This window comes from Clostridium intestinale, from assembly GCF_035905475.1.
Taxonomy (GTDB): Bacteria; Bacillota; Clostridia; order Clostridiales; family Clostridiaceae; genus Clostridium_T; species Clostridium_T intestinale.
Map to the genome: position 1 here is coordinate 3,520,257 of NZ_CP121166.1, position 19,338 is coordinate 3,539,594.

The following is a 19,338-nucleotide window of genomic DNA, read 5'->3' on the forward strand; positions in this document are numbered from 1 at the left end:
CTATGCCCAGCTTTTTTAATTTATATATTTTTAAGTTCTGGAACAATGTTTGAAGGAATTTCCCCGCTTACACCTTTTATAAGATTCTCTGCTCCCACCTTAGCCATTTCAAAACGTGTTTGATCATTAGATGAACCTATGTGAGGAAGTGTTACTACATTGTCTAGTTTAAGTAGAGGATTATCCTTATCTACAGGTTCCTTTTCAAAAACATCAAGACCTGCTGCATATATCTTTTTATTCTCTAAAGCATCAATTAACGCTTTTTCATTTACAGTCTGCCCTCTAGAAGCATTTATAAATATGGCTGTTTTCTTCATTAAATCAAATTCTTTATATCCTATTAATCCTTCAGTTTCCTTTGTTAGTGGAGTCATTAAAACTATAAAATCTGAAACCTTTAAAAGCTCTTCCATCTCACTATATTTAGCACCTAGTTTTTCTTCAACCTCTGGTTTTCTACTTCTATTATGATACATAACATCCATATCAAAACCTAATTTAGCTCTTTTAGCTACAGCTTCTCCTATTCTTCCCATACCTATTATTCCTAGGGTTTTATGATGTACATTTAAACCAAACAGATTTAAATCATCTCCTCTTTTCCACTTTCCATCTTTAACATACCTATCTAACTCAGGTATTCTTCTTGCTGAGGATAAAATAAGTCCAAATATTAAATCTGCCACAGTATCATCTAAAACATTAGGAGTATGCGTTCCTATTACATTTCTGGCTTTCATAGCCTCTAAATCAAAATTATTATATCCAACAGATATATTGCTAACTATCTTTAGATTTGGTGCATGACTTAATAACTCTTCATCTATACGAGTTCCAGTAGTTATTAACCCATCTTTATCTGAAAGCTTTTTATATAGTTCTTCTCTTGTTCTTTTCTCATCTGAGTCCCATTTTTCATAGTCACAGTACTTACCTATATACTCTAATATTTCATATGGAACCTTCCTTGCAATAAAAACCTTTGGCTTCATAACTATCCCTCCTGTTACAACTAATTAATAGTTTAATTATAGCATAATGTTAATTTTTAGCACAAAAAGTCTGTACATTAAATGTACAGACCCTCTTTTAATTTAGCTCTACTTCCATAGAGCTTATATTTTCATCATTATCTGTGTACTCTAGAATAATTTTATTAGGAATAGTAGTAATAGGCTCAAATTTATATAGTGCCTTAGCGCTATATATAAAGTTTGCATTAACATCAAAACTATACATTGTAGGGTTTAACTCTGTTCCGTCTTCAGCTTTAAATTTAACCTTAGTATAATCAAACTCTCCATCACCTTTAATAAGTATAGCCGTAGATATAGGAGAAAAACTTAATTTGTTAAAAGTTAAAGTCATATCTTTATTGTTTACATCTTTAATTTTAAGTTTTTTATCTATATCATAGCTCTTGATATCTTTATTTATTTTTTCTTTACTCATATTAAAAGAAAAATCCCAGTTTCCTGCTATATTATTGATTTTGTTAAATTTTATATCTATGGTAAAATTCGCAGGAATTTTAGTGTCTTCGATATCAAAATCATTTATTACTTGAACTGTATGTTCATCTATAATTCTATGACTTCCACCAGCTCCGCCTAAAAACTTTTTATTATTTAAAGTAATACTTGTACCAGGTGTATATGGGAAAGGATTATCTACACCTACATTATTAATTAAATCTTCAATCTTTTCAGGTGTTTTTATAGTATATATAAGCTTAAAGCTAAAGTCATCCATAACAGCTTCATTAATTGTAACCTCATACCCCTTATCTACTATACTCTTGTTTATTACCTCAGTATAATTTTCAAATTCTCCACTATATTTAAACTCATGAAATAAAGTGTTTAGAACAGGAATGTTATCGGCAAAAGCAGAAATCTGAGGGGAATATACAGTGACTACTCCAGCTAAAAACACTACCATAGCAGCTCCTACTATAATCTTTTTAGGAGTACTTTTTTTATTTCTTAAACTTTTATGGAGATTATTTTTTATTCTCTTTTTTGTCAACTCGTCCAGCTCTATATCCAATAAATTTATACTTTCCATGTCCATATCTATATCATTAAAGTACTCGTACAGGTTGTTTTCCATTATTATATTCCTCCTTACTATTAGCTTGTAATTTTAGTTTCAAGAAACGCCTTCCTCTTGATAGTCTTGAATCCACACTCCCTCTAGCTAGATTTAAGGATTTGGCTATATTATTTATAGATTCATCAAGAAAATATCTCGTTATAAATATCTTTTTATCTAAAGGTTCCATTAAATCAATATATTTAAGAAGTTCTGTACTATTTTCTTCACTAATTAGTTCTTCTTCAACTGATAAATCTGAGATAAGCACACAATCATCTATATCTGTAGTTTTCTTAGCCTTTGAGAGTTTACGCTGATAGTCTATAGCCTTGTATTTAGCAATAACACAAATCCACTTAGGGAACTTAGACTCCTCTCCTGAAAACTTGTTTATATTATTCCAAATATTTAAAAGTACATCATTTAAACATTCTTCAACAATTCCTGTGTCTCCATAACTTCCAATAACATTATAAATTACCTTATATAAAAGATTTCCATATACATCTACTAATGAATCCAAAGCTTTGGGATTTTTAGATTTTAATTGAGGAAGCAAATTATCCTTGCTTATTTTCATAACAGAAAAACCTCCTTGGTTTATTTTGAGCTGCTCATATATATAAACGAAAAGACCTATTAATTTCTTGCAAGAATTATGAAAAAAGTCCCAAAATCTTAATTTTGAGACTTAATTCTAATACCTATATGTTTTTAATTGAATTAATAACTTCCCCAATTACCCTAATCCCTTTTTCTATATCCTCTTCACTAACTCTAGAAAATCCTATTCTAAAGGTATCTTCTCCTCCTCCATCAGTATAGAAGATATCTCCTGGAGTAAAAACCACTCCTTTTTCATAACATTTTTGAAGAACTTCTCTTGCATTTATCCCTTTAAGTTTTATGAAGATATGCAGTCCACCTTCTCCAGTTATGCTTTTATAAGAAATATATTTATTAACCTGTTTTAAAGTAAATTCATATTTGTCCTTATAATGTTTTCTTACCTTTTTTACGTATTTATCAAAAGCCCCACTTTTCATATAATGATAGAATATTCCCTGATCAATAAAAGAACTGTGGATGGTTCTAGCTCTTTTAACGCTTTCTAGGGTATCAATTAAATCTTTATCTCCAAATATCCATCCAAGTCTTAAGCCTGGAAAAAGTATTTTAGATAAGCTCCCAACATACACGACCCCGTTTCCATCCGTACAAAAAGAGGCTAAAGAAGGTACAGGAGAACTAGTATATAAAAGTTCTTCATTAAACCCATCTTCTATAACTGGAATGGAGTGTTTTTGAAATATATTGAGTACTTCCTGCCTCTTTTCACCATTCATAACTATCCCTGTAGGATTGTGATAAGAAGGTATAATATATGCAAATTTAGGTGAAGTATTTTCTAGCGCCTTCTCTAAGGATCTAGTATCAATTCCATCCTCATTCATAGGAACTCCTATAATATCTAATCCATGAGCCTTCATTATTTTTATTGCTGTATTATGAGTAGGATTTTCACATATAATCACATCTCCAGGCTCTGTTAATGTATTTATTATTATATCAAAACCCTCTGTAAAGCCATTAGTTACAAGTATATCTTTTCCTTCAGTATTGATTCCCTTACTTTTCATATACTCCATCAAATATTCTAATAAAGGTTTATACCCTTTTGCATATCCATAGTTTAATATCTTATTTCCCTCTAAAGATATTACATCTAAAAAGGCTCTTTTAAATTCTTCTATATCAAATAAATTTTCCTCTGGTGCAATGCTTTTAAAAGAAATCATATTTTTTTCCCAAGGAAGTTCAGTTTTTAATATATCCATACTTTCACATATAGAGCCATAACTATTAATTCTAGTTCCCCAGTCAATATTAAATTCATTTTTAGGTTTAGAAGCCTCTATAGTAACAAAAGTTCCTTTGCCCCTTGAACTTTTTATTATTCCATCTATCTCTAGATTTTCATAAGCAACTACTACAGAATTTCTACTTATATTCAAAAAACTACTTACCTCTCTAGTAGATGGAAGTTTACTGCCTTTTTGAAGCATTCCTTTTTCTATACTTTCTTTTATATGATTTTCAACTTGAATATATATAGGCTCATCTTTATTAAGCTTTAGGGATGAAAATATCATCTACACTACCCCTCTCAAACTAGTGAATATTCTATAATCTTATCTAATAATTCACTATACTCCAAATTTGCTCCCTTTGCACTTTTAGGAAAAAGTGAGTTTTTAGTCATTCCTGGTAAAGTATTTATTTCAAGTACATAAGGAAGCCCCTTACTTACTATAATATCAATTCTTACATATGCTTTACAATTAAATATATCCCAGCATCTTTTTCCTATCTCTTCAAACTCTACTTGTAATTTTTTAGGCAAGGTTACTAATTCCTCTGTCGCTCCATCATCTGCATATTTTGATACATAATCAAAAAACTCTGTATCAGATTTTATTAAAAGTATAGGAAAAACCTCTCCATTTAATACTGGTATAGTATACTCTTCGCCTTCTAAATATTCCTCAACTAATATTTCTGTAGAATATTTTAATGCTTCTAGTATACTTTTTTGTAGTTCTTCTTTATTTCTAACTATTGATACTCCTATACTAGATCCTCCAGCATTAGGCTTAACCACCATGGGATAGCCTAATGCTTCTAAATCCTCTATGCTGAAGTTTTTATTTTTTAAATTAATTTTTATATCTTTAGCTACCCTTATTCCTTCGCTTTTTAATATTCTCTTAGTTTGCTTTTTATCCATACAAAGTGCACTAGTTAAAACTCCACATCCAGAATAATTCATTCCTATGCTTTCTAATAAAGCTTGAATACTTCCATCCTCTCCAAACTCACCATGCAAAGCTAAAAACACAAAATCCAAACCTTGAACTTTTTCTATTACTTCTTTTTTTGAATTTATTATTATAGGAAAAACCTCATATTTATTTTTATCTAAATTTTTTATTATTCCTTCTCCTGATTTTAAAGACACTTCTCTTTCTGATGATATGCCTCCCATTAAAACTCCAACCTTCATTTCTCTTCACTCCTATTAATTATATTTTCATTACAATTATATTCGTATTGAGAGCTTTACTTAAAATCCACTTTTATAGGAATTTTCTTATGAGGTGGAGAATTTCTATTCTTAAACTTTTTTTCCACAGCTTTTTTAAAACTTTTGTACAATTGTACAGCTGTACAATTTTTCTCCTGTACACTTGTACAACTGTACATCTGTACATCTGTACATCTGTACAAAATATTTTTTCCAAAATAAAAATAGCTAAAACCTTAAGTCTCAGCTATTTTTATATTTAAAATGTTATATCCTCTAAATTCTTTAACTCCCCAAAAGATCCCCAAGTTCTCTCATGATGTTTTATTATATCCTCTGCCTTTAATACTTCTGTATCAAAAGTTGTATGGCAACCTCTCACAAATGTATTTTTATATTCTTTACTAAAAGCTGCTCTTATTGTTGTATCTACACAGAACTCAGTTTGCATACCAACTATAGTCAATTTCTCTATGGCTTTTTCTTTAAGAACCTCTTCTAAATTAGTTTTAAAAAATGAATCACATTTAGTTTTAGCAACAACAACTTCATTTTCTCTAGGAGCTATCTCAGGATGTATATTCCAAGTTTCTGTCCCTCTTTTGTATGGACTATCATAGTCTACAGTATGTTGAACAAAAATAACTGGAGTTTCTTTTTCTCTTGCTCTTTCTAAGAGAGTTTTTATGTTAGCTAAAGTTTCCTCTCCTCTATATACTCCCCCGTCACACATAAACATAGCCAGTTGCACATCTATAATTAATAAAGCTTCCTTATTCATCTTGTTCCCCTCCCTTAAAAATGTTCGCCATTTTCATAGTACTTTTTCTCTTCAAGAGCAGTAAATATAACGTCAACGTCTTTATATCCAATGGAATTTATGTTTTTAGTAATTATTTTTGCAGCTTCATCTTGAACATCTTGACCTCTGTCAAACCAAGCTACTTCAACTACTGGACTTCCTTCAACATAGGCTCCATCTTTTATAAATTTTGATTCTACAAGCTCTAAGGAAAAATAGCTTCTTGGACATTTTATTAAAGACTCTAATTCATCTATAAGATTTTTACTAACTGTAATTAACTTTCTACCTTCTATAGCTTTAAACTTTAATAATGGCATAACTTTTCACCCCTACTTTAATTTAAATATAATTAAAGCATACCATAAATATAAAGGTAGTAGCTACAAAATCACCTTAGCTACTACCTTTATATTTTTATTCATAGATATTTTTTAATTTATCATTTAAATCCTTAAATTTCTCTATAGAAGTTACGTAATTAGTGATATCTTCACCAACTTTTTCAGAAGCCCACTCCCTTGTATATTCAGGAATTCTATCTCCCATAAAGTACTTTATATTATCCAAATTATCAATAAGGGCAAACATAAGAATTGCATTTTTCTCAAGTTTATCTCTGCCTTCCTCATTTAGATAATATATTTTATTTTCTCCTGATTCAACTAAATTTACAACTATCCCATAAGGAGGTCTATCTGTTTGAAGTTGTACTGTTCCTCTTTTAGCTCCTTCTGGAAAATCTAGTCCAGATACTATATTAACTACTTTCGAATTATCTCCTACATATGGTGTTTTATTTTTATACAAGGTTTCAGTTACATCTTCTTTAATAAAACTCCTAGTATAGGAGTTTGTAACTAATCCTATTATTACCGCTATGACTATAATTGAAGTTACCAAGATTCCTATAAAAGTTCTTTTTCTATTTATTAATATATTCTTTATACGAGTCTTTACACTACTTTCTCCAAAAGCAAAAGGTGTAGTTAAACTACTTTCCCTTACTGAATAAGAAAGTAATATATTAGAATATACTTTTTTATCCTTAACACTATAATTTTTTATAACACTCTCATCACAGGACATTTCCATGTCCTTTTCCATAAGATAATAACACATCCACACAACTGGATTAAACCAATGAAGCATAACAATAAAAAATGCAAACAGTTTTATAATATAATCTTTTCTTTTAACATGAACTTTTTCATGGTTAAGCATATACTCAAATTCACTTTGCTTTATATTTATAGGCATATAAATCCTTGGTTTTAACGCTCCGAACACAAAAGGCGACTCTATTAAATCTGTTTCATAAATATTTTCTTTAATAAGTGTAGCAAATTTCAACTTGTTTTTAAGCCTTATATAATCTAATAAACTTTTTAAAAGAAAAATAACAAACCCAACCATCCAAATTACTGCTAATGTTTTCATTATATTATCTATGTTGGTTAAATCATTATTTGAGTGATTAGGTAATATATTAGACTCAACTAATGCAGTTATATTACTATTTGATGATATGTTATTTGAATTTCCAACTTGATATGATATTGGAGTATTCATTTTGGGCATAAAGCTAAACATGCTATTAATTGAAAAAGGAACTATAAGTCTAAAGAATACAGGAATCCAAAGGATATAGCTAAATATCTTAGGTGACTTCTTTAATAAAACCCTAACTAATATTACAACTAAAGCTACATAAGTGCCGGTAATACTCATATTTAATAAATACTCAAATATATTTTTCACTCAATAGCCTCCTCTATCATTTTTTTGATTTCATCAGCTTCTTTGTTTGATAGCTTCTTTCCTTTTAAAAATGTTGTTATAAATTCTGGGATGGAACCATTAAAAGCTTTATCTAAAAGTGCATCACTTTCATATTTTTGAACCTGCTCCCTATTAATTAAACTTGTAACAATTGCATTATCATTTTTAAGTATTTCACGTTCAGAAAGCTTACGAATCATATTGAAAGTTGTGGATTTTTTCCACCCAAGCTTTTCTAAACACACTTTTGATAACTCAGTAGAATTAACTGGCTCTATTTCCCATATTATACTTATAAATTTAAATTCTGCATCAAAAAGTTTGTAATCTTTCATTTTAGTCCCCCTTTTGGTTTGTCTTAATAAACCTATTATATCTAGTTTATCGTGACAAACCTATTTTGTCAAACAAAAAAAGACATGCATATCACATGTCTCTTTTTTTATTCTTTAGGTATAGTTCATATCTATTAAATGAATTTTATGAAGCTGAAAAAGCTTCTACAGCAATAATGTGTGTAGCTTAACTATTCTCATTATTCTCTCAGCTGTATCTTCTAATAAATTTTCTGCATTTTCCATAGCTTCATCTAATGTCATAGGTTTATCTACTATTGAAAAAATACTATCTATTCCTTTGTTATAAAGGTCTGATGCATCTTTACCTATTCCTCCAGCTATAGCTATTACTGGTCTATTGTATTTTTTACTCGTCTCCGCTACCCCAAAAGGCGTTTTACCAAATTGGGTTTGATAATCTATCATTCCTTCTCCAGTTATAACTAGATCACTATCTTTAATCTTTTTTTCTAAATTTGAGGCCTCTATAACTATATCTATTCCCCTTTTAAGTTCTGCATTTAAAAAAGCTAAAAGCGCAGCTCCAAGTCCACCTGCTGCTCCTGCCCCTGGGTAGTTAAGTACTGATACATTAAGATTTTCCTCAAGTAAATTTCCATAATACTCTAAATACTCATCTAGAACTTTTACCATATCTTCATCTGCCCCCTTTTGAGGTCCAAAAATATGGGAAGCTCCCTTTTCCCCAACAAGAGGATTATCAACATCACAGGCAGCTATAAATTTACATTCTCTTATTTTCTCATCAAAAGTAGATAAATCTATGGTTTTAAGTTTTATTAATCCTTCAGCTCCTAAATGTATATCTTTCCCCTCTTTATCTAGAAGTTTTGCTCCTAATGCCATAGCCATACCAGCTCCACCATCATTTGTAGCACTTCCACCTATTCCAATTATTATATTTTTACAACCACTATTTACTGCATGTTTTATTAACTGTCCTGTTCCATAAGTAGTAGTTTTCATAGGATTTCTTTCTTCTTTTTTTAGTAGTGGTAACCCTGAGGCCTGAGCCATTTCTATTACTGCTGTTTTATTATCACCTAATATCCCATAAACAGCCTCTATTTCTCTCATTAAAGGGTCATTAACCTTAACTTTAATATATTTTCCACCTGTAGCTTCTACCAAGGACTCTACAGTTCCTTCTCCCCCATCTGCCATTGGAATCTTAACTGTTTCTATATTTTTATCAACTTTTTTTAGTCCTTTTTCAATGGCATTTGCAACTTCCGTAGCTGATAAACTTCCCTTAAAAGAATCTGGTGCAATAGCTATTTTCATTTTAATCCCACCTTATCACAAACTATTTTTTAATTATAACAGCTACAGCCTGCTCTGCAAGAGAAACTTGTTTGTATTTTTCTACTACAATTTTTTCATCCTCTTTTAGATTAGCTATAACTACTGGTGTGATAATTGATGGAACCTTATTTTTAATTTTTTCTATATCTATTTTTAGTAACTCATCGCCTATAGAAACTTTCTGCCCTATTTCAGCTAAAACCTCAAAACCTTCTCCATTTAAGTTAACTGTTTCTAATCCAAAATGTATTATTATCTCATATCCTTCTTTTGATGTAAGTCCAATAGCATGTTTTGTTGGAAATATACTTCCTACTGTTCCTTCTATAGGAGAGACTATTATGCCAAGAGTAGGTTTAATTGCAAAGCCCTCCCCCATCATTTTCTCTGAAAATACTGGATCTGGAACTTCTGTTATAGAAACCAGCTCACCCTCTAGTGGTGCTGCTAAAATTAGCTTAGGCTTAACTTGAGGTTCTTTATTAGAAAATATGTTTTTTATAGTATTAAACATTTTAAAATCCTCCTTTTTAAATAAGGAAAAAATCCAGCATAACTGAATTTTCTCCTTCATTGTACATTCTAAACTATCTATTACTTAAGTTCTGGCCAATATCCCTTATTAGCTTCTATTAAAGCATCTAATACTTGTCTCGCTTTTTTAGCAGATACTATAGTTCTATTTAAAGTTAATGCTTGTAAAGCCTTGTCATAAGATTCTTCAAAATAAGCATCCACTGCAAGTTTTTCATAAGCTAATTGAGATTCCATTAAACCTTTGTAGAAAGTTCCTATTTTTCCTACAGCTAGAGGACGTGGTCCGTTTGAAGTCATAACGGCTGCTACTTCTACCATTGCATCATCTTGAATATTAGATATTATTCCGTTATTCTCAATAATTACAATATATATGCGTTGTTTATTGTATGCTATAGATTCTGCTAGTTCTATTATAAACTCACTATGAGCATCATTGTGCACAAGTACTGAACCTTCAGAAGTCCCAACTTCTGCTACTCTTTTGCACTCTTCAAATATTCTCTTTTCTCTTCCGTTCATAACCTCGTTTGCACGAGTATAATTAGGATCTAAGTGTGATACTTTATAGTCTGGATAATAATAGTATTGTAAATAAGTGTTTGGTAGATATTCTGGGAAATCATCTAACATATCTTTAACCATTCCATAAGTATCTAACCAAGACTTGTCTCTTTGCTCTGCATCTACTGGTTTAAAGCCATTTTCTCTTATAGTGTCTCTTAATTTAGGTAACAAATCATTTCCTTGTCCATCATAAAGATTAGTAAACCAGCCAAAATGATTAAGCCCAAAGTATACTGGTTCAAACTGACTATCATTCATTCCTAATATTCTTCCATAAGATCTTAATAAGTTTACAGGCTGATCGCATATGTTTAGAATTCTCTTATCATCATGGAACACTCTATTAGTAGCCTCTGCAACTATAGCCGCTGGGTTTGTGTAGTTTAATATCCATGCATTTGGAGAATATTTACGTATATCCTTTATAGTCTTTATCATATCTCTTATAGACCTAAGGCCATATGCGAATCCTCCTGGACCACATGTTTCTTGTCCTAATACCCCAAGGCTTAGTGGAATTTTTTCATCTAGCTCACGCATCTTATATCCGCCAGTTCTCATTTGCATAAACACAAAATCTACATCTACATAAGCTTCTTCAACCTTTGTAGTATAGCTAAAATCTAATTCTGGGTAATTTTCTTTAAATAATATCCTTGCAAATTCACCTATAGTCGCTTGACGCTCTTCATTTACATCAAACATAACTAGTTTCTTTAGAGGAAAACTATCCTTCATTTTGCATAAACTTTGTAGAAGTCCTGGTGTCCAAGTACTGCCTCCACCTACTATTGTTATATTAAATTTCTTCATTATGAAATCCTCCTATGCTTCTAAAACTATATTATTTGTGTTGCTGTATTTATGTTAAAATTTAATTATGACTTTCTCTTAAGCTCTTTTGCTACTGAAGCTTTTATACTTGAAACTGAAGGTCCATATATTACTTGAATATCTGTCTCACTTGGTTTTATAACCCCAGCAGCTCCAGTTCTCTTAAATCCACTCTCTTCAACTAAACTCATATCTTTAACTACCACACGAAGTCTAGTAAAACAATTATTAACTGTCTCTATATTGTCTTTTCCACCTAAATACTTAATTATTTCTATAGCTTTTCCATCAAAATCACTATTGTCTAAAACTAAATTTTCTTCGTCTAGTTCTATATCATCTTCTCTACCTGGAGTTTTTAAGTTCATCTTTAATATTACGAACTTGAAAGTAAAGTAATATATAAATGCATAAGCAATCCCTATTAATAATGTTATAAACCATTTGGTATTAGGTTGAAGCATACCGAAAACTACTAAATCAATAGCGCCTCCTTGAGTATTACCTATTGCAACTCCTAAAATATGATTTAACATAAAGGATATTCCTGATAGTACTGAATGAATTCCATATAATACTGGTGCAACAAATAAGAAAGAGAATTCTAATGGTTCAGTTATTCCTGTAACCAGCGATGCTAAAGCCCCAGCTGTAAGTATTCCTTTTATTCTATTTCTATTTTCAGGATTTGCAGTTCTATACATTGCAAGGGCTGCCGCTGGTAAACCAAACATCATTATTGGTATTTTTCCTTGTGCTAAAAAACGTGTTGCTTCAGTTGAAAATGATGTAGTATTAGGGTCAGCAAGCTGAGCATAAAAAATATTTAGTGCTCCTGCTATAGAGTTTCCTCCTATAACCATTTCTCCACCAACAGGTGTAAATCTAAACATGGCATTTAATATATGATGTAACCCAAATGGTATAAGAAGTCTTTCAAGTAATCCAAATAAGAAGGTTCCAAAGTATCCTAACCTAGCTATTGTATATCCCAAACCTTGAATTCCAGCTCCTATTGGAGGCCATATTACTGGAATAAGCAATCCAACTACTGTAAATGCTAAAGTTGTTATAATTGGTACAAAACGTGTTCCCCCAAAAAATCCTATATAGTCAGGAAGTTTTATTGTATAGAACTTATTATGAAGCTCTGCCACAATTATCCCTACGATTATCCCTCCAAAAACACCTAACTCTATTGATTGAATACCTAGAGTCATTCCTTGACCAGCTGATCTTAAATTTTCTGCTGTTGCTAAGGTTTTGCTACTTATAAGAAATGCATTTATTGTTATGTGCATTACTATATATCCAATAAATCCTGAAAATCCAGCTACAGCTGTTTCATCCTTTGCAAGGCCTATAGCTAAAGAAATAGCAAAAAGTACTGGTAAGTTACTAAAAAGTACTCCTGTTATTGCTTTTGTAAATACAAATATTAATTGTAATATTTCATTGCCTAAGAAAGGCATTTTTGCTATAACATTAGGATTTGAAAATGCTGAACTGATTCCTAGGAATATACCTGCAAAAGATATCAATGCTATAGGAAGCATAAAGGCTTTACCTAGACGCTGAAAATAATTATTCATCTTTTTTAACATTTGAGATCCTCCTCTTAATTCATATTGTTTTGAATCTAATTATTAAATATAATTTGTTATAAATCCCTTTAATTTGTCGACAAATTTATTGATTAATTATATTATATATATGATAACGTATTTAAGAAACCGTTTCAGACCATTCAGTAATTATGTTCAAAGGTTGAATTTTTTTCACTTTCTGAAATTTTTTTCACCACTTTTTCTTTTATCGTTAATTATTGAAACGAGGTGTTATTTTGAATTTTTTTAATTACATTGAAAAAACAAGAGTAAATTTAAATAAAAATGAAAATGAACTGTTGCAGTATTTTATAGAAAACGCAAGCTCTGTTAAAAGCATGAAAATTCAAGACGTATCAAAAAAGACCTTTGTTTCTACAGCTGCAATAATAAGATTTTGTAAAAAGCTAGGCTTTAGCGGCTATTCAGAATTTAAAAACACTTTATATCATACTGTGGAAAACCAAGAAGATAATAATAAACTTCAAAGTCCTAAAAATATTGGATCACACTTTGATATATTTGATGATATATTGAAAACTAAAAACCTTATTAATGATTCGGTTATTGATGAAATAGTAGATTTAATCTATGAAAGTAATAGATTAGAGTTTTATGGGGAAGGTTCCTCAAGAATAGTTTGTGAAGATATGACTAGACGATTTAGATTGGTGGAAAAACAAGCATATTATTATGATGATACAAGTCTTATGTATTTATCCGCATCTAATTTAAACTCAAAAGATTTAGCATTTTGTATATCTATGTCTGGAGAAACATCTCAAATTGTCAAAGCTGCAAATATTGCTAAAACAAAAAAAGCTACTGTAATATCAGTAACTACTATGAGTAATAATACTTTATCTAATATTGCTCACAAACCTCTATTTGTATGCTCTACTAGATACTCAGTTGGAGAGATGAACTTTGTTTCAAGAATTCCTGCTACCACTGTATTAGAATATATATTTAATAAATACCTTCATAAATACTCTTCTCCTAAGTAAAAAGCGGAGATTTACTCATATAAATCTTCCGCAAGCCCTCTTAATACATCTTCATCTATAATTTCATAATAATTTTTCTTCTTTCTTATTATTGATTTACTACATAAAGAGTTTAGTGTTCTTAATAAATGTCTATAACTAGATCCTAAAAGCTCTGCAGTTTCTGTAAGATTTTCTTTAAAGGTGTTTTTTTCTTTATTAGATAATATATAACTAGCCACTCTATTTTCTAAAGGGTACAATAAATTAATTGAACTATACTTACTTAACCTTGTAAGTTTTTCAGCCAATCCATCGCATATAAATCTTAAAAACTTACTATCTTCAATGGAGTATTTTCTTATATGTTCAAAAGCTATTCCAACACAGTAGGTTTCTTCAATAGCTTGAACACTACAGTCGGCTTTATTAAAGTACATAAATTCAACATCACCTATTACCTTAAATGGTGTATAAAAACACAATAACAGAGACTTTCCATTGCTCATTACAGTGTAAACTTTAGCTTTTCCACTAACAAAAAAATATAAATACTCTAAATCCTCTTGTACTCTACATATATGTTCACCCTTATTAAACTTAAATAAATGCATATAGGGTTTCATATCATTACTGAAAACCTCGTCTATTTGATATTTATTTATATAGTTTTCTAAAATCTTCTTATCAATAATCTTTTCTCCCATATATTAACTCCACCCTCAATTTTACTCCAATATTAACATTAAAATTATAGCATAAATTCATATGACATATGTCATAATATCATTTATCTAATCTATGATAAATTTATATTAATCGTAGAAAAAGGAGAAATGTTATGTATAAAATATATTCTGCTCTAATAGGTATTTTAATTACTATAATGATTGTTTTTAACGGAAAACTCTCTTCCTCTTTGGGTAATTATACTGCTATTATAATAATTCATATCACTGGACTTATTGCAATGATTATATGGGTTATAGTAAAAAAACAAAAAATATCTTTTGATAAAAACATTCCACTTTATATCTATAGTGCCGGTTTAATAGGAATTTTTACTGTTTTATTTACAAATATAAGTTTTAATTATTTAGGTGCTTCTTTAACTCTTTCTTTAGGCCTCTTGGGTCAGTCAGTAGCTTCAATACTTATAGATCATTATGGTTTTCTTGGAGCTGAAGTTGTTAAATTTAATAAACAAAAGCTTATTGGATTAATCGCTATTTCTTTAGGTATTTTTATAATGAGCGTATATTAAGGGGGATTATCTATGATTTTAATTATAATATTATCTATACTAGCTGGTGCCTCTACGGTAATTGCTAGAAATATAAATTCTTCTTTAGCAGAAAAAATAGGACTAGTTCAAGGAACCTTTTATAACTATGTTACTGGACTTGCCGGAGGAATTCTTGTTTTCCTTATAAGCAGAGAATTTATGAATTTTTCCACAGACACCTTAAAATCTGTACCCTTTTGGGCATATTTAGGTGGACTAGTAGGTGTACTGGTTGTATCTTCATCAAATATAGTTACTCCCAAAGTTCCTGCTTTTTATCTAACCCTATTAATGTTTATAGGACAACTTTTTTCAGGAATGGCTGTTGATTACTTTAAAGACGGATTGTTGTCTAAAGGTAAGTTGATTGGTGGTATTCTTATATTAATAGGTCTTACCTATAACTTGTTTGTTGATAAAAAGGCTGAAAACAAAATTAAAACTGAAGAACTATCATCATAAAATAATAAGTCATGAAAATACAAATTTTCATGACTTATTATTATGCTAGTAGTTATTTTAAATCTATCCTTACTTGTTGGTCTTTTAGTAGCGTTATTTTTTCTGAAGTATACATTGATAATTTCACATATTTTGAGAAATCCTCAACATCCTTATATGATGTATAGGTAGTAGTGTAAACCCCTGTTTCTCTATTAACGTAGTTCTCAACAACGGCCTCATCAAACTCTAGTTTATTGTTATTATAATCATAGAATTTGAAATCTCCATCCATGTCAACTACTCCATTTTTTCGATAATTAATTTTTATTTAAACATTGGTCCGGTATATTCTTCATACGGAAAGTAAACCGCCACTCCTGATTCATCTAAGATATAAGGTTTAGATATACCTTCAATAGGATTTCTACCATAAACTAAATTCATCCCTACCGTATAAATTGCATTAACAATATTAACAGGATCTTGTGAAGCAGTACCTAACATAAAACCTTTTGAAATTAATTCTTTAGCTTCAGATACTCCATCTACCCCAACAACTGGAATAGATCTCAATTTATTTCCTTTGTTATATCCAGAATTCTGAAGAGCTTGAACTGCACCAATTGCCATAGTATCATCATTTGAAATTATTGCTTCTATTTTTTTATCATATCTTATAAGCAATGCACTCATGGTATTAAAAGCTGACTCCTTACTCCATCCCAAAATAGGTGATGCAAGATTTTCTGTTTTTATACGAGTTTCTTGAATAGTTAAGAGAGAGTATGCTGATCTATTAATAGCTGTTTCATTAAGCTCTTCACCAACTAACATTATATATTGCAATACGCCATCGTTGTTTTTATCAATTAATTCTTTATGATTTTTCCAAGCATTCACAATCATTTTCCCTTGCAACATTCCAGCTTGCACTGAATCTGATCCTACATAAAAAGCCTTTTTATAAAATTTAATAGCATCTAGTGTAAAAGGTATCCTGTTGAAGACTACAACTGGGACGTTATATTCCTCAATTTTGCTAATTAATCCTCTTAGTTCAAGCAGATTAACCGCATCTAATAATATAAGATCAATGCCTTTTTTAAGTGCATTTTCCATATCCGTATTTTGTGTTGATTCATCAAAATTAGCATTATAAAAACTAAATACAACTTTTCCTGGATTATTCTTTTGAACATCTTCAAAACCTTTGCGAAGAAACATAATGTAATCATCATTAATATCTCTTGTAAAGAAGCCTATCCTAACAGGAAGTTTTTGCTGATAATTTACACTGGCCCCTACAGTTATATATAAGTTATTTCCTAATGTTATAGTTAATATGATTATAATCAAAGCTATTTTTAAAATTCTATTAAATATCTTCATTTAACTCCTCCTAACCATTTGTTTTATAGTTCTATTATGCATTTTGAATAAAAATCTTATACTGGTTGCCCATATATCCATCAATCTTAGAAAACTTAAAGAAATGCTTAGTAAGCAAAATGAAATTTTATTACAAAAAGATAATACTTTATATACAGTTTTCACGAATTACCTCTATTATAAAAGGTGTTATTTCAAAATAGCACCTTCCCAAAATAAATCCAATCAAAACATTTAGAAATCGGTGGAATTAACTTAATCCCTTTTCTACCAATACTTACAAAAAAAGAGTTATTGCGCCTCTAGAAATCTAGATTTGCAACAACTCCATTATTTTTACTATTATTATTTTAAATCTACTCTTATCCTCTGATCTTCTGCTAGTTTTATTCCATTTCTGGGCTTACTAGTTGCTATTTTAGCATATTTTGAGAAGTCTTCTGACTCATTATAAGACGTATAAGTAGTTGTGTAAACCCCTGTTGATCTATCAACTGTTCTTTCAAGTGCACCTCCTTTACTAAACTCAAGTCCATTTCCATCTTTATCATAAAACTCAAACTCATCTGTGCTTAATACTACTCCAGTCTTTCTGAACTTAACTTTTATTTGATTCTTAGAGAATATAACATCATCTATAGTAATACTTCCATTATCATTTAAGTTAATAATAGAAGGTAGCTTTTTAACATCTATTTTTTCTGTATCTTCTAACCTACCATCATAATATTTTATAGGTATTATATTTACATAATCTGTATCTTTATCAAGTCCTATAAACTCAAAAGTATTCGTCATTTTATTCCCATCCGTACCCCTAGATGCGTAATTAAGAGGTGTAGTAATATTCTCCTTTGAATCCTCTATTGCAAAATTCTGAAAGCTATTAGCATCTTTATCTGTATATTCGGTTATAACTATTTGATTTCCTAAAGGTGACATAGCCACTTTATCTATTTTTATGTTATTAATTCTTACTCCATTATCAATTTTAACTTTTTTATTAGGGGTAACTATTTTACTTACTGCTACTACCTTACTTTTATCTACTGATGCTTCTATCTTCCAGTTACCTTCTGTTTTTAGAACTCTATCTGTAGATATTTTTATATTAAGTTTATCTGTTAATTTTGTTTCAGCTACATTAGCTCTATATACTCCTTTTAATATCTTATTAGTTTCAAGATATGCTTCGTCCTTATAGCTACCTGCATCCTTTATTCTCTGTCCATTTACATTTAAATCCAAGAAAGGTTTTGCCTCAAAAGCCGACCAATAATCTTGGTACTCTGACCTAGGTATATCATCTTTACTTTCAGCAGTATAGAAAATATTTAAAAAGTTATCATCTGCTACTATGTTGTCTATAGTAAGTTTAATCCCCTTATCTTCGGCACTTATTCCTATAGAATTATTAAACTCTTGAAATGTATTTGCTTCTCCTACATACTCCGAGTTTTTATTTATATTAAAGTATTCTATAACATTGCTAACTGCTGCCTTAACCGAAGAAGAGTTAAATGCTAGTAAAATTGTTAAAGTCACCACTGCAGCTGAGGCTATTTTTCTATAACCTCTACTATTTACGCTCTTAGGTTCACTAGGTAATTCATCAATAATTTTGCTTAATTTATCATCTAATGTCTTAGGCACTGCCCATGCTTCTTTATTAATTTTATTTTTAATAAGTTCGTCAAAACTACTCATTATATCCACCCCATTCACTATTTTCTAAAAGTTTTTTAAGTTTCTCCTTTGATCTACTGAGCCTAGATTTAACTGTCCCATTAGATATTTCTAAAACTTCGCTTATACTTTTTATACTCATATCTTCATAATAAAATAAGGTCAATATTACTCTAGCGTCTTTGTCTAACTTGTTTATATAATCAATCATATCTCCCTTATGGTTATCTTCGTAAGTTATATCATAAACACCCATGTCATCTTGAAGATCCACCCTTTTTTTCTTGTTTAATAGGCTATAACACTCATTTACAAGTATTCTCATAATCTATGCTTTAAAATTGTTTTTATCTTTTAGTTTATTTAAGTTTTTAAATGCTTTGAGAACTGATTCACTTACTGAATCTTCAACATCATATTCATTTCTTAATATCCCCTTTGCAACTCTGTATAGAGAAACTTTATAAGTTTCAATAAGTGTTGCAAACTCTTTCTTGTCTATTTCTTTCGTTTTTTCTCTTTTAAGTCCCATATTATAAATACTTATTACGTTCTCCCCTACTTTCAAAT

At 30.0% G+C, this 19,338-nt stretch carries 22 protein-coding genes; 3 read left to right on the forward strand and 19 right to left on the reverse strand.

What is annotated here, in order from left to right:
* Positions 1-20: 20 nt before the first annotated feature.
* The 13 genes from P8F83_RS17950 to P8F83_RS18010 form a co-directional block, all read right to left on the reverse strand.
* Positions 21-995, reverse strand: coding sequence for a 2-hydroxyacid dehydrogenase (locus P8F83_RS17950; protein WP_326512138.1), 975 nt, complete (start codon positions 993-995; stop codon positions 21-23).
* Positions 996-1,092: 97 nt separating this feature from the next.
* Entirely contained in the window at positions 1,093-2,115 is a 1,023-nt protein-coding gene (locus P8F83_RS17955; RefSeq protein WP_326512139.1) for a DUF4179 domain-containing protein, read from the reverse strand.
* On the reverse strand, positions 2,087-2,680 hold the full coding sequence (locus P8F83_RS17960; protein WP_326512140.1) for a sigma-70 family RNA polymerase sigma factor: 594 nt from the start codon (positions 2,678-2,680) through the stop codon (positions 2,087-2,089). The genes P8F83_RS17955 and P8F83_RS17960 overlap by 29 nt, the downstream gene beginning before the upstream one ends.
* Before the next feature lie 124 nt (positions 2,681-2,804).
* Positions 2,805-4,253: a MocR-like pyridoxine biosynthesis transcription factor PdxR gene (gene pdxR / locus P8F83_RS17965; RefSeq protein WP_326512141.1), complete on the reverse strand. Its 1,449-nt coding sequence runs from the start codon at positions 4,251-4,253 to the stop codon at positions 2,805-2,807.
* 14 nt (positions 4,254-4,267) lie between these two features.
* Positions 4,268-5,164, reverse strand: a complete 897-nt coding sequence (locus P8F83_RS17970) for a D-alanine--D-alanine ligase (RefSeq protein WP_326512142.1) — start codon at positions 5,162-5,164, stop codon at positions 4,268-4,270.
* Between the two features lie 280 nt (positions 5,165-5,444).
* The gene (locus tag P8F83_RS17975) at positions 5,445-5,966 is read right to left on the reverse strand and encodes a cysteine hydrolase family protein (RefSeq protein ID WP_326512143.1); all 522 of its coding nucleotides are present in this window, start codon (positions 5,964-5,966) and stop codon (positions 5,445-5,447) included.
* A gap of 14 nt (positions 5,967-5,980) precedes the next feature.
* On the reverse strand, positions 5,981-6,307 hold the full coding sequence (locus P8F83_RS17980) for a DUF1904 family protein (RefSeq protein WP_326512144.1): 327 nt from the start codon (positions 6,305-6,307) through the stop codon (positions 5,981-5,983).
* A 97-nt stretch (positions 6,308-6,404) separates the two neighbouring features.
* A complete protein-coding gene (locus P8F83_RS17985; RefSeq protein WP_326512145.1) occupies positions 6,405-7,748 on the reverse strand; it encodes a M56 family metallopeptidase in 1,344 nt (447 codons plus the stop codon).
* Positions 7,745-8,104 carry a BlaI/MecI/CopY family transcriptional regulator gene (locus P8F83_RS17990; protein WP_073021105.1) on the reverse strand — a complete coding sequence of 120 codons (360 nt, stop codon included), beginning with the start codon at positions 8,102-8,104 and terminating at the stop codon, positions 7,745-7,747. The genes P8F83_RS17985 and P8F83_RS17990 overlap by 4 nt, the downstream gene beginning before the upstream one ends.
* Positions 8,105-8,269: 165 nt before the next feature.
* Entirely contained in the window at positions 8,270-9,412 is a 1,143-nt protein-coding gene (locus tag P8F83_RS17995) for a glycerate kinase family protein (protein ID WP_326512146.1), read from the reverse strand.
* A 22-nt stretch (positions 9,413-9,434) separates the two neighbouring features.
* On the reverse strand, positions 9,435-9,947 hold the full coding sequence (locus P8F83_RS18000; protein WP_326512147.1) for a PTS sugar transporter subunit IIA: 513 nt from the start codon (positions 9,945-9,947) through the stop codon (positions 9,435-9,437).
* Positions 9,948-10,027: 80 nt separating this feature from the next.
* The gene (locus P8F83_RS18005) at positions 10,028-11,350 is read right to left on the reverse strand and encodes a 6-phospho-alpha-glucosidase (protein ID WP_326512148.1); all 1,323 of its coding nucleotides are present in this window, start codon (positions 11,348-11,350) and stop codon (positions 10,028-10,030) included.
* A gap of 65 nt (positions 11,351-11,415) precedes the next feature.
* Positions 11,416-12,975 carry a PTS transporter subunit EIIC gene (locus P8F83_RS18010; protein WP_326512149.1) on the reverse strand — a complete coding sequence of 520 codons (1,560 nt, stop codon included), beginning with the start codon at positions 12,973-12,975 and terminating at the stop codon, positions 11,416-11,418.
* A gap of 239 nt (positions 12,976-13,214) precedes the next feature.
* Between P8F83_RS18010 and P8F83_RS18015 the strand changes: the two genes are divergently transcribed.
* Positions 13,215-13,985 carry a MurR/RpiR family transcriptional regulator gene (locus P8F83_RS18015; protein ID WP_315111959.1) on the forward strand — a complete coding sequence of 257 codons (771 nt, stop codon included), beginning with the start codon at positions 13,215-13,217 and terminating at the stop codon, positions 13,983-13,985.
* An 11-nt stretch (positions 13,986-13,996) separates the two neighbouring features.
* Here the strand turns inward: P8F83_RS18015 and yeiL are convergent, their stop codons facing one another.
* Complete coding sequence (gene yeiL, locus P8F83_RS18020; protein ID WP_286908919.1) at positions 13,997-14,671, reverse strand: transcriptional regulator YeiL; 675 nt, start codon at positions 14,669-14,671, stop codon at positions 13,997-13,999.
* A 134-nt stretch (positions 14,672-14,805) separates the two neighbouring features.
* Here yeiL and P8F83_RS18025 point away from each other — a divergent pair, with 134 nt between their 5' ends.
* Positions 14,806-15,228, forward strand: a complete 423-nt coding sequence (locus P8F83_RS18025; protein ID WP_326512150.1) for a DMT family transporter — start codon at positions 14,806-14,808, stop codon at positions 15,226-15,228.
* Between the two features lie 12 nt (positions 15,229-15,240).
* Positions 15,241-15,711 (forward strand): DMT family transporter, encoded by a 471-nt coding sequence (locus P8F83_RS18030; protein ID WP_420022599.1) that lies wholly within the window; start codon positions 15,241-15,243, stop codon positions 15,709-15,711.
* A 52-nt stretch (positions 15,712-15,763) separates the two neighbouring features.
* On the opposite strand, the gene P8F83_RS18035 is transcribed toward P8F83_RS18030, so the two are convergent.
* The 5 genes from P8F83_RS18035 to P8F83_RS18055 form a co-directional block, all read right to left on the reverse strand.
* Positions 15,764-15,985 carry a hypothetical protein gene (locus tag P8F83_RS18035; RefSeq protein WP_326512151.1) on the reverse strand — a complete coding sequence of 74 codons (222 nt, stop codon included), beginning with the start codon at positions 15,983-15,985 and terminating at the stop codon, positions 15,764-15,766.
* A 32-nt stretch (positions 15,986-16,017) separates the two neighbouring features.
* Entirely contained in the window at positions 16,018-17,082 is a 1,065-nt protein-coding gene (locus P8F83_RS18040) for a galactose ABC transporter substrate-binding protein (protein WP_326512152.1), read from the reverse strand.
* A 345-nt stretch (positions 17,083-17,427) separates the two neighbouring features.
* A complete protein-coding gene (locus P8F83_RS18045; protein WP_326512153.1) occupies positions 17,428-18,789 on the reverse strand; it encodes a DUF4179 domain-containing protein in 1,362 nt (453 codons plus the stop codon).
* On the reverse strand, positions 18,782-19,093 hold the full coding sequence (locus tag P8F83_RS18050; protein WP_326512154.1) for an RNA polymerase sigma factor: 312 nt from the start codon (positions 19,091-19,093) through the stop codon (positions 18,782-18,784). The genes P8F83_RS18045 and P8F83_RS18050 overlap by 8 nt, the downstream gene beginning before the upstream one ends.
* Before the next feature lie 3 nt (positions 19,094-19,096).
* Positions 19,097-19,336: an RNA polymerase sigma factor gene (locus tag P8F83_RS18055; RefSeq protein WP_326512155.1), complete on the reverse strand. Its 240-nt coding sequence runs from the start codon at positions 19,334-19,336 to the stop codon at positions 19,097-19,099.
* Positions 19,337-19,338: the final 2 nt, after the last annotated feature.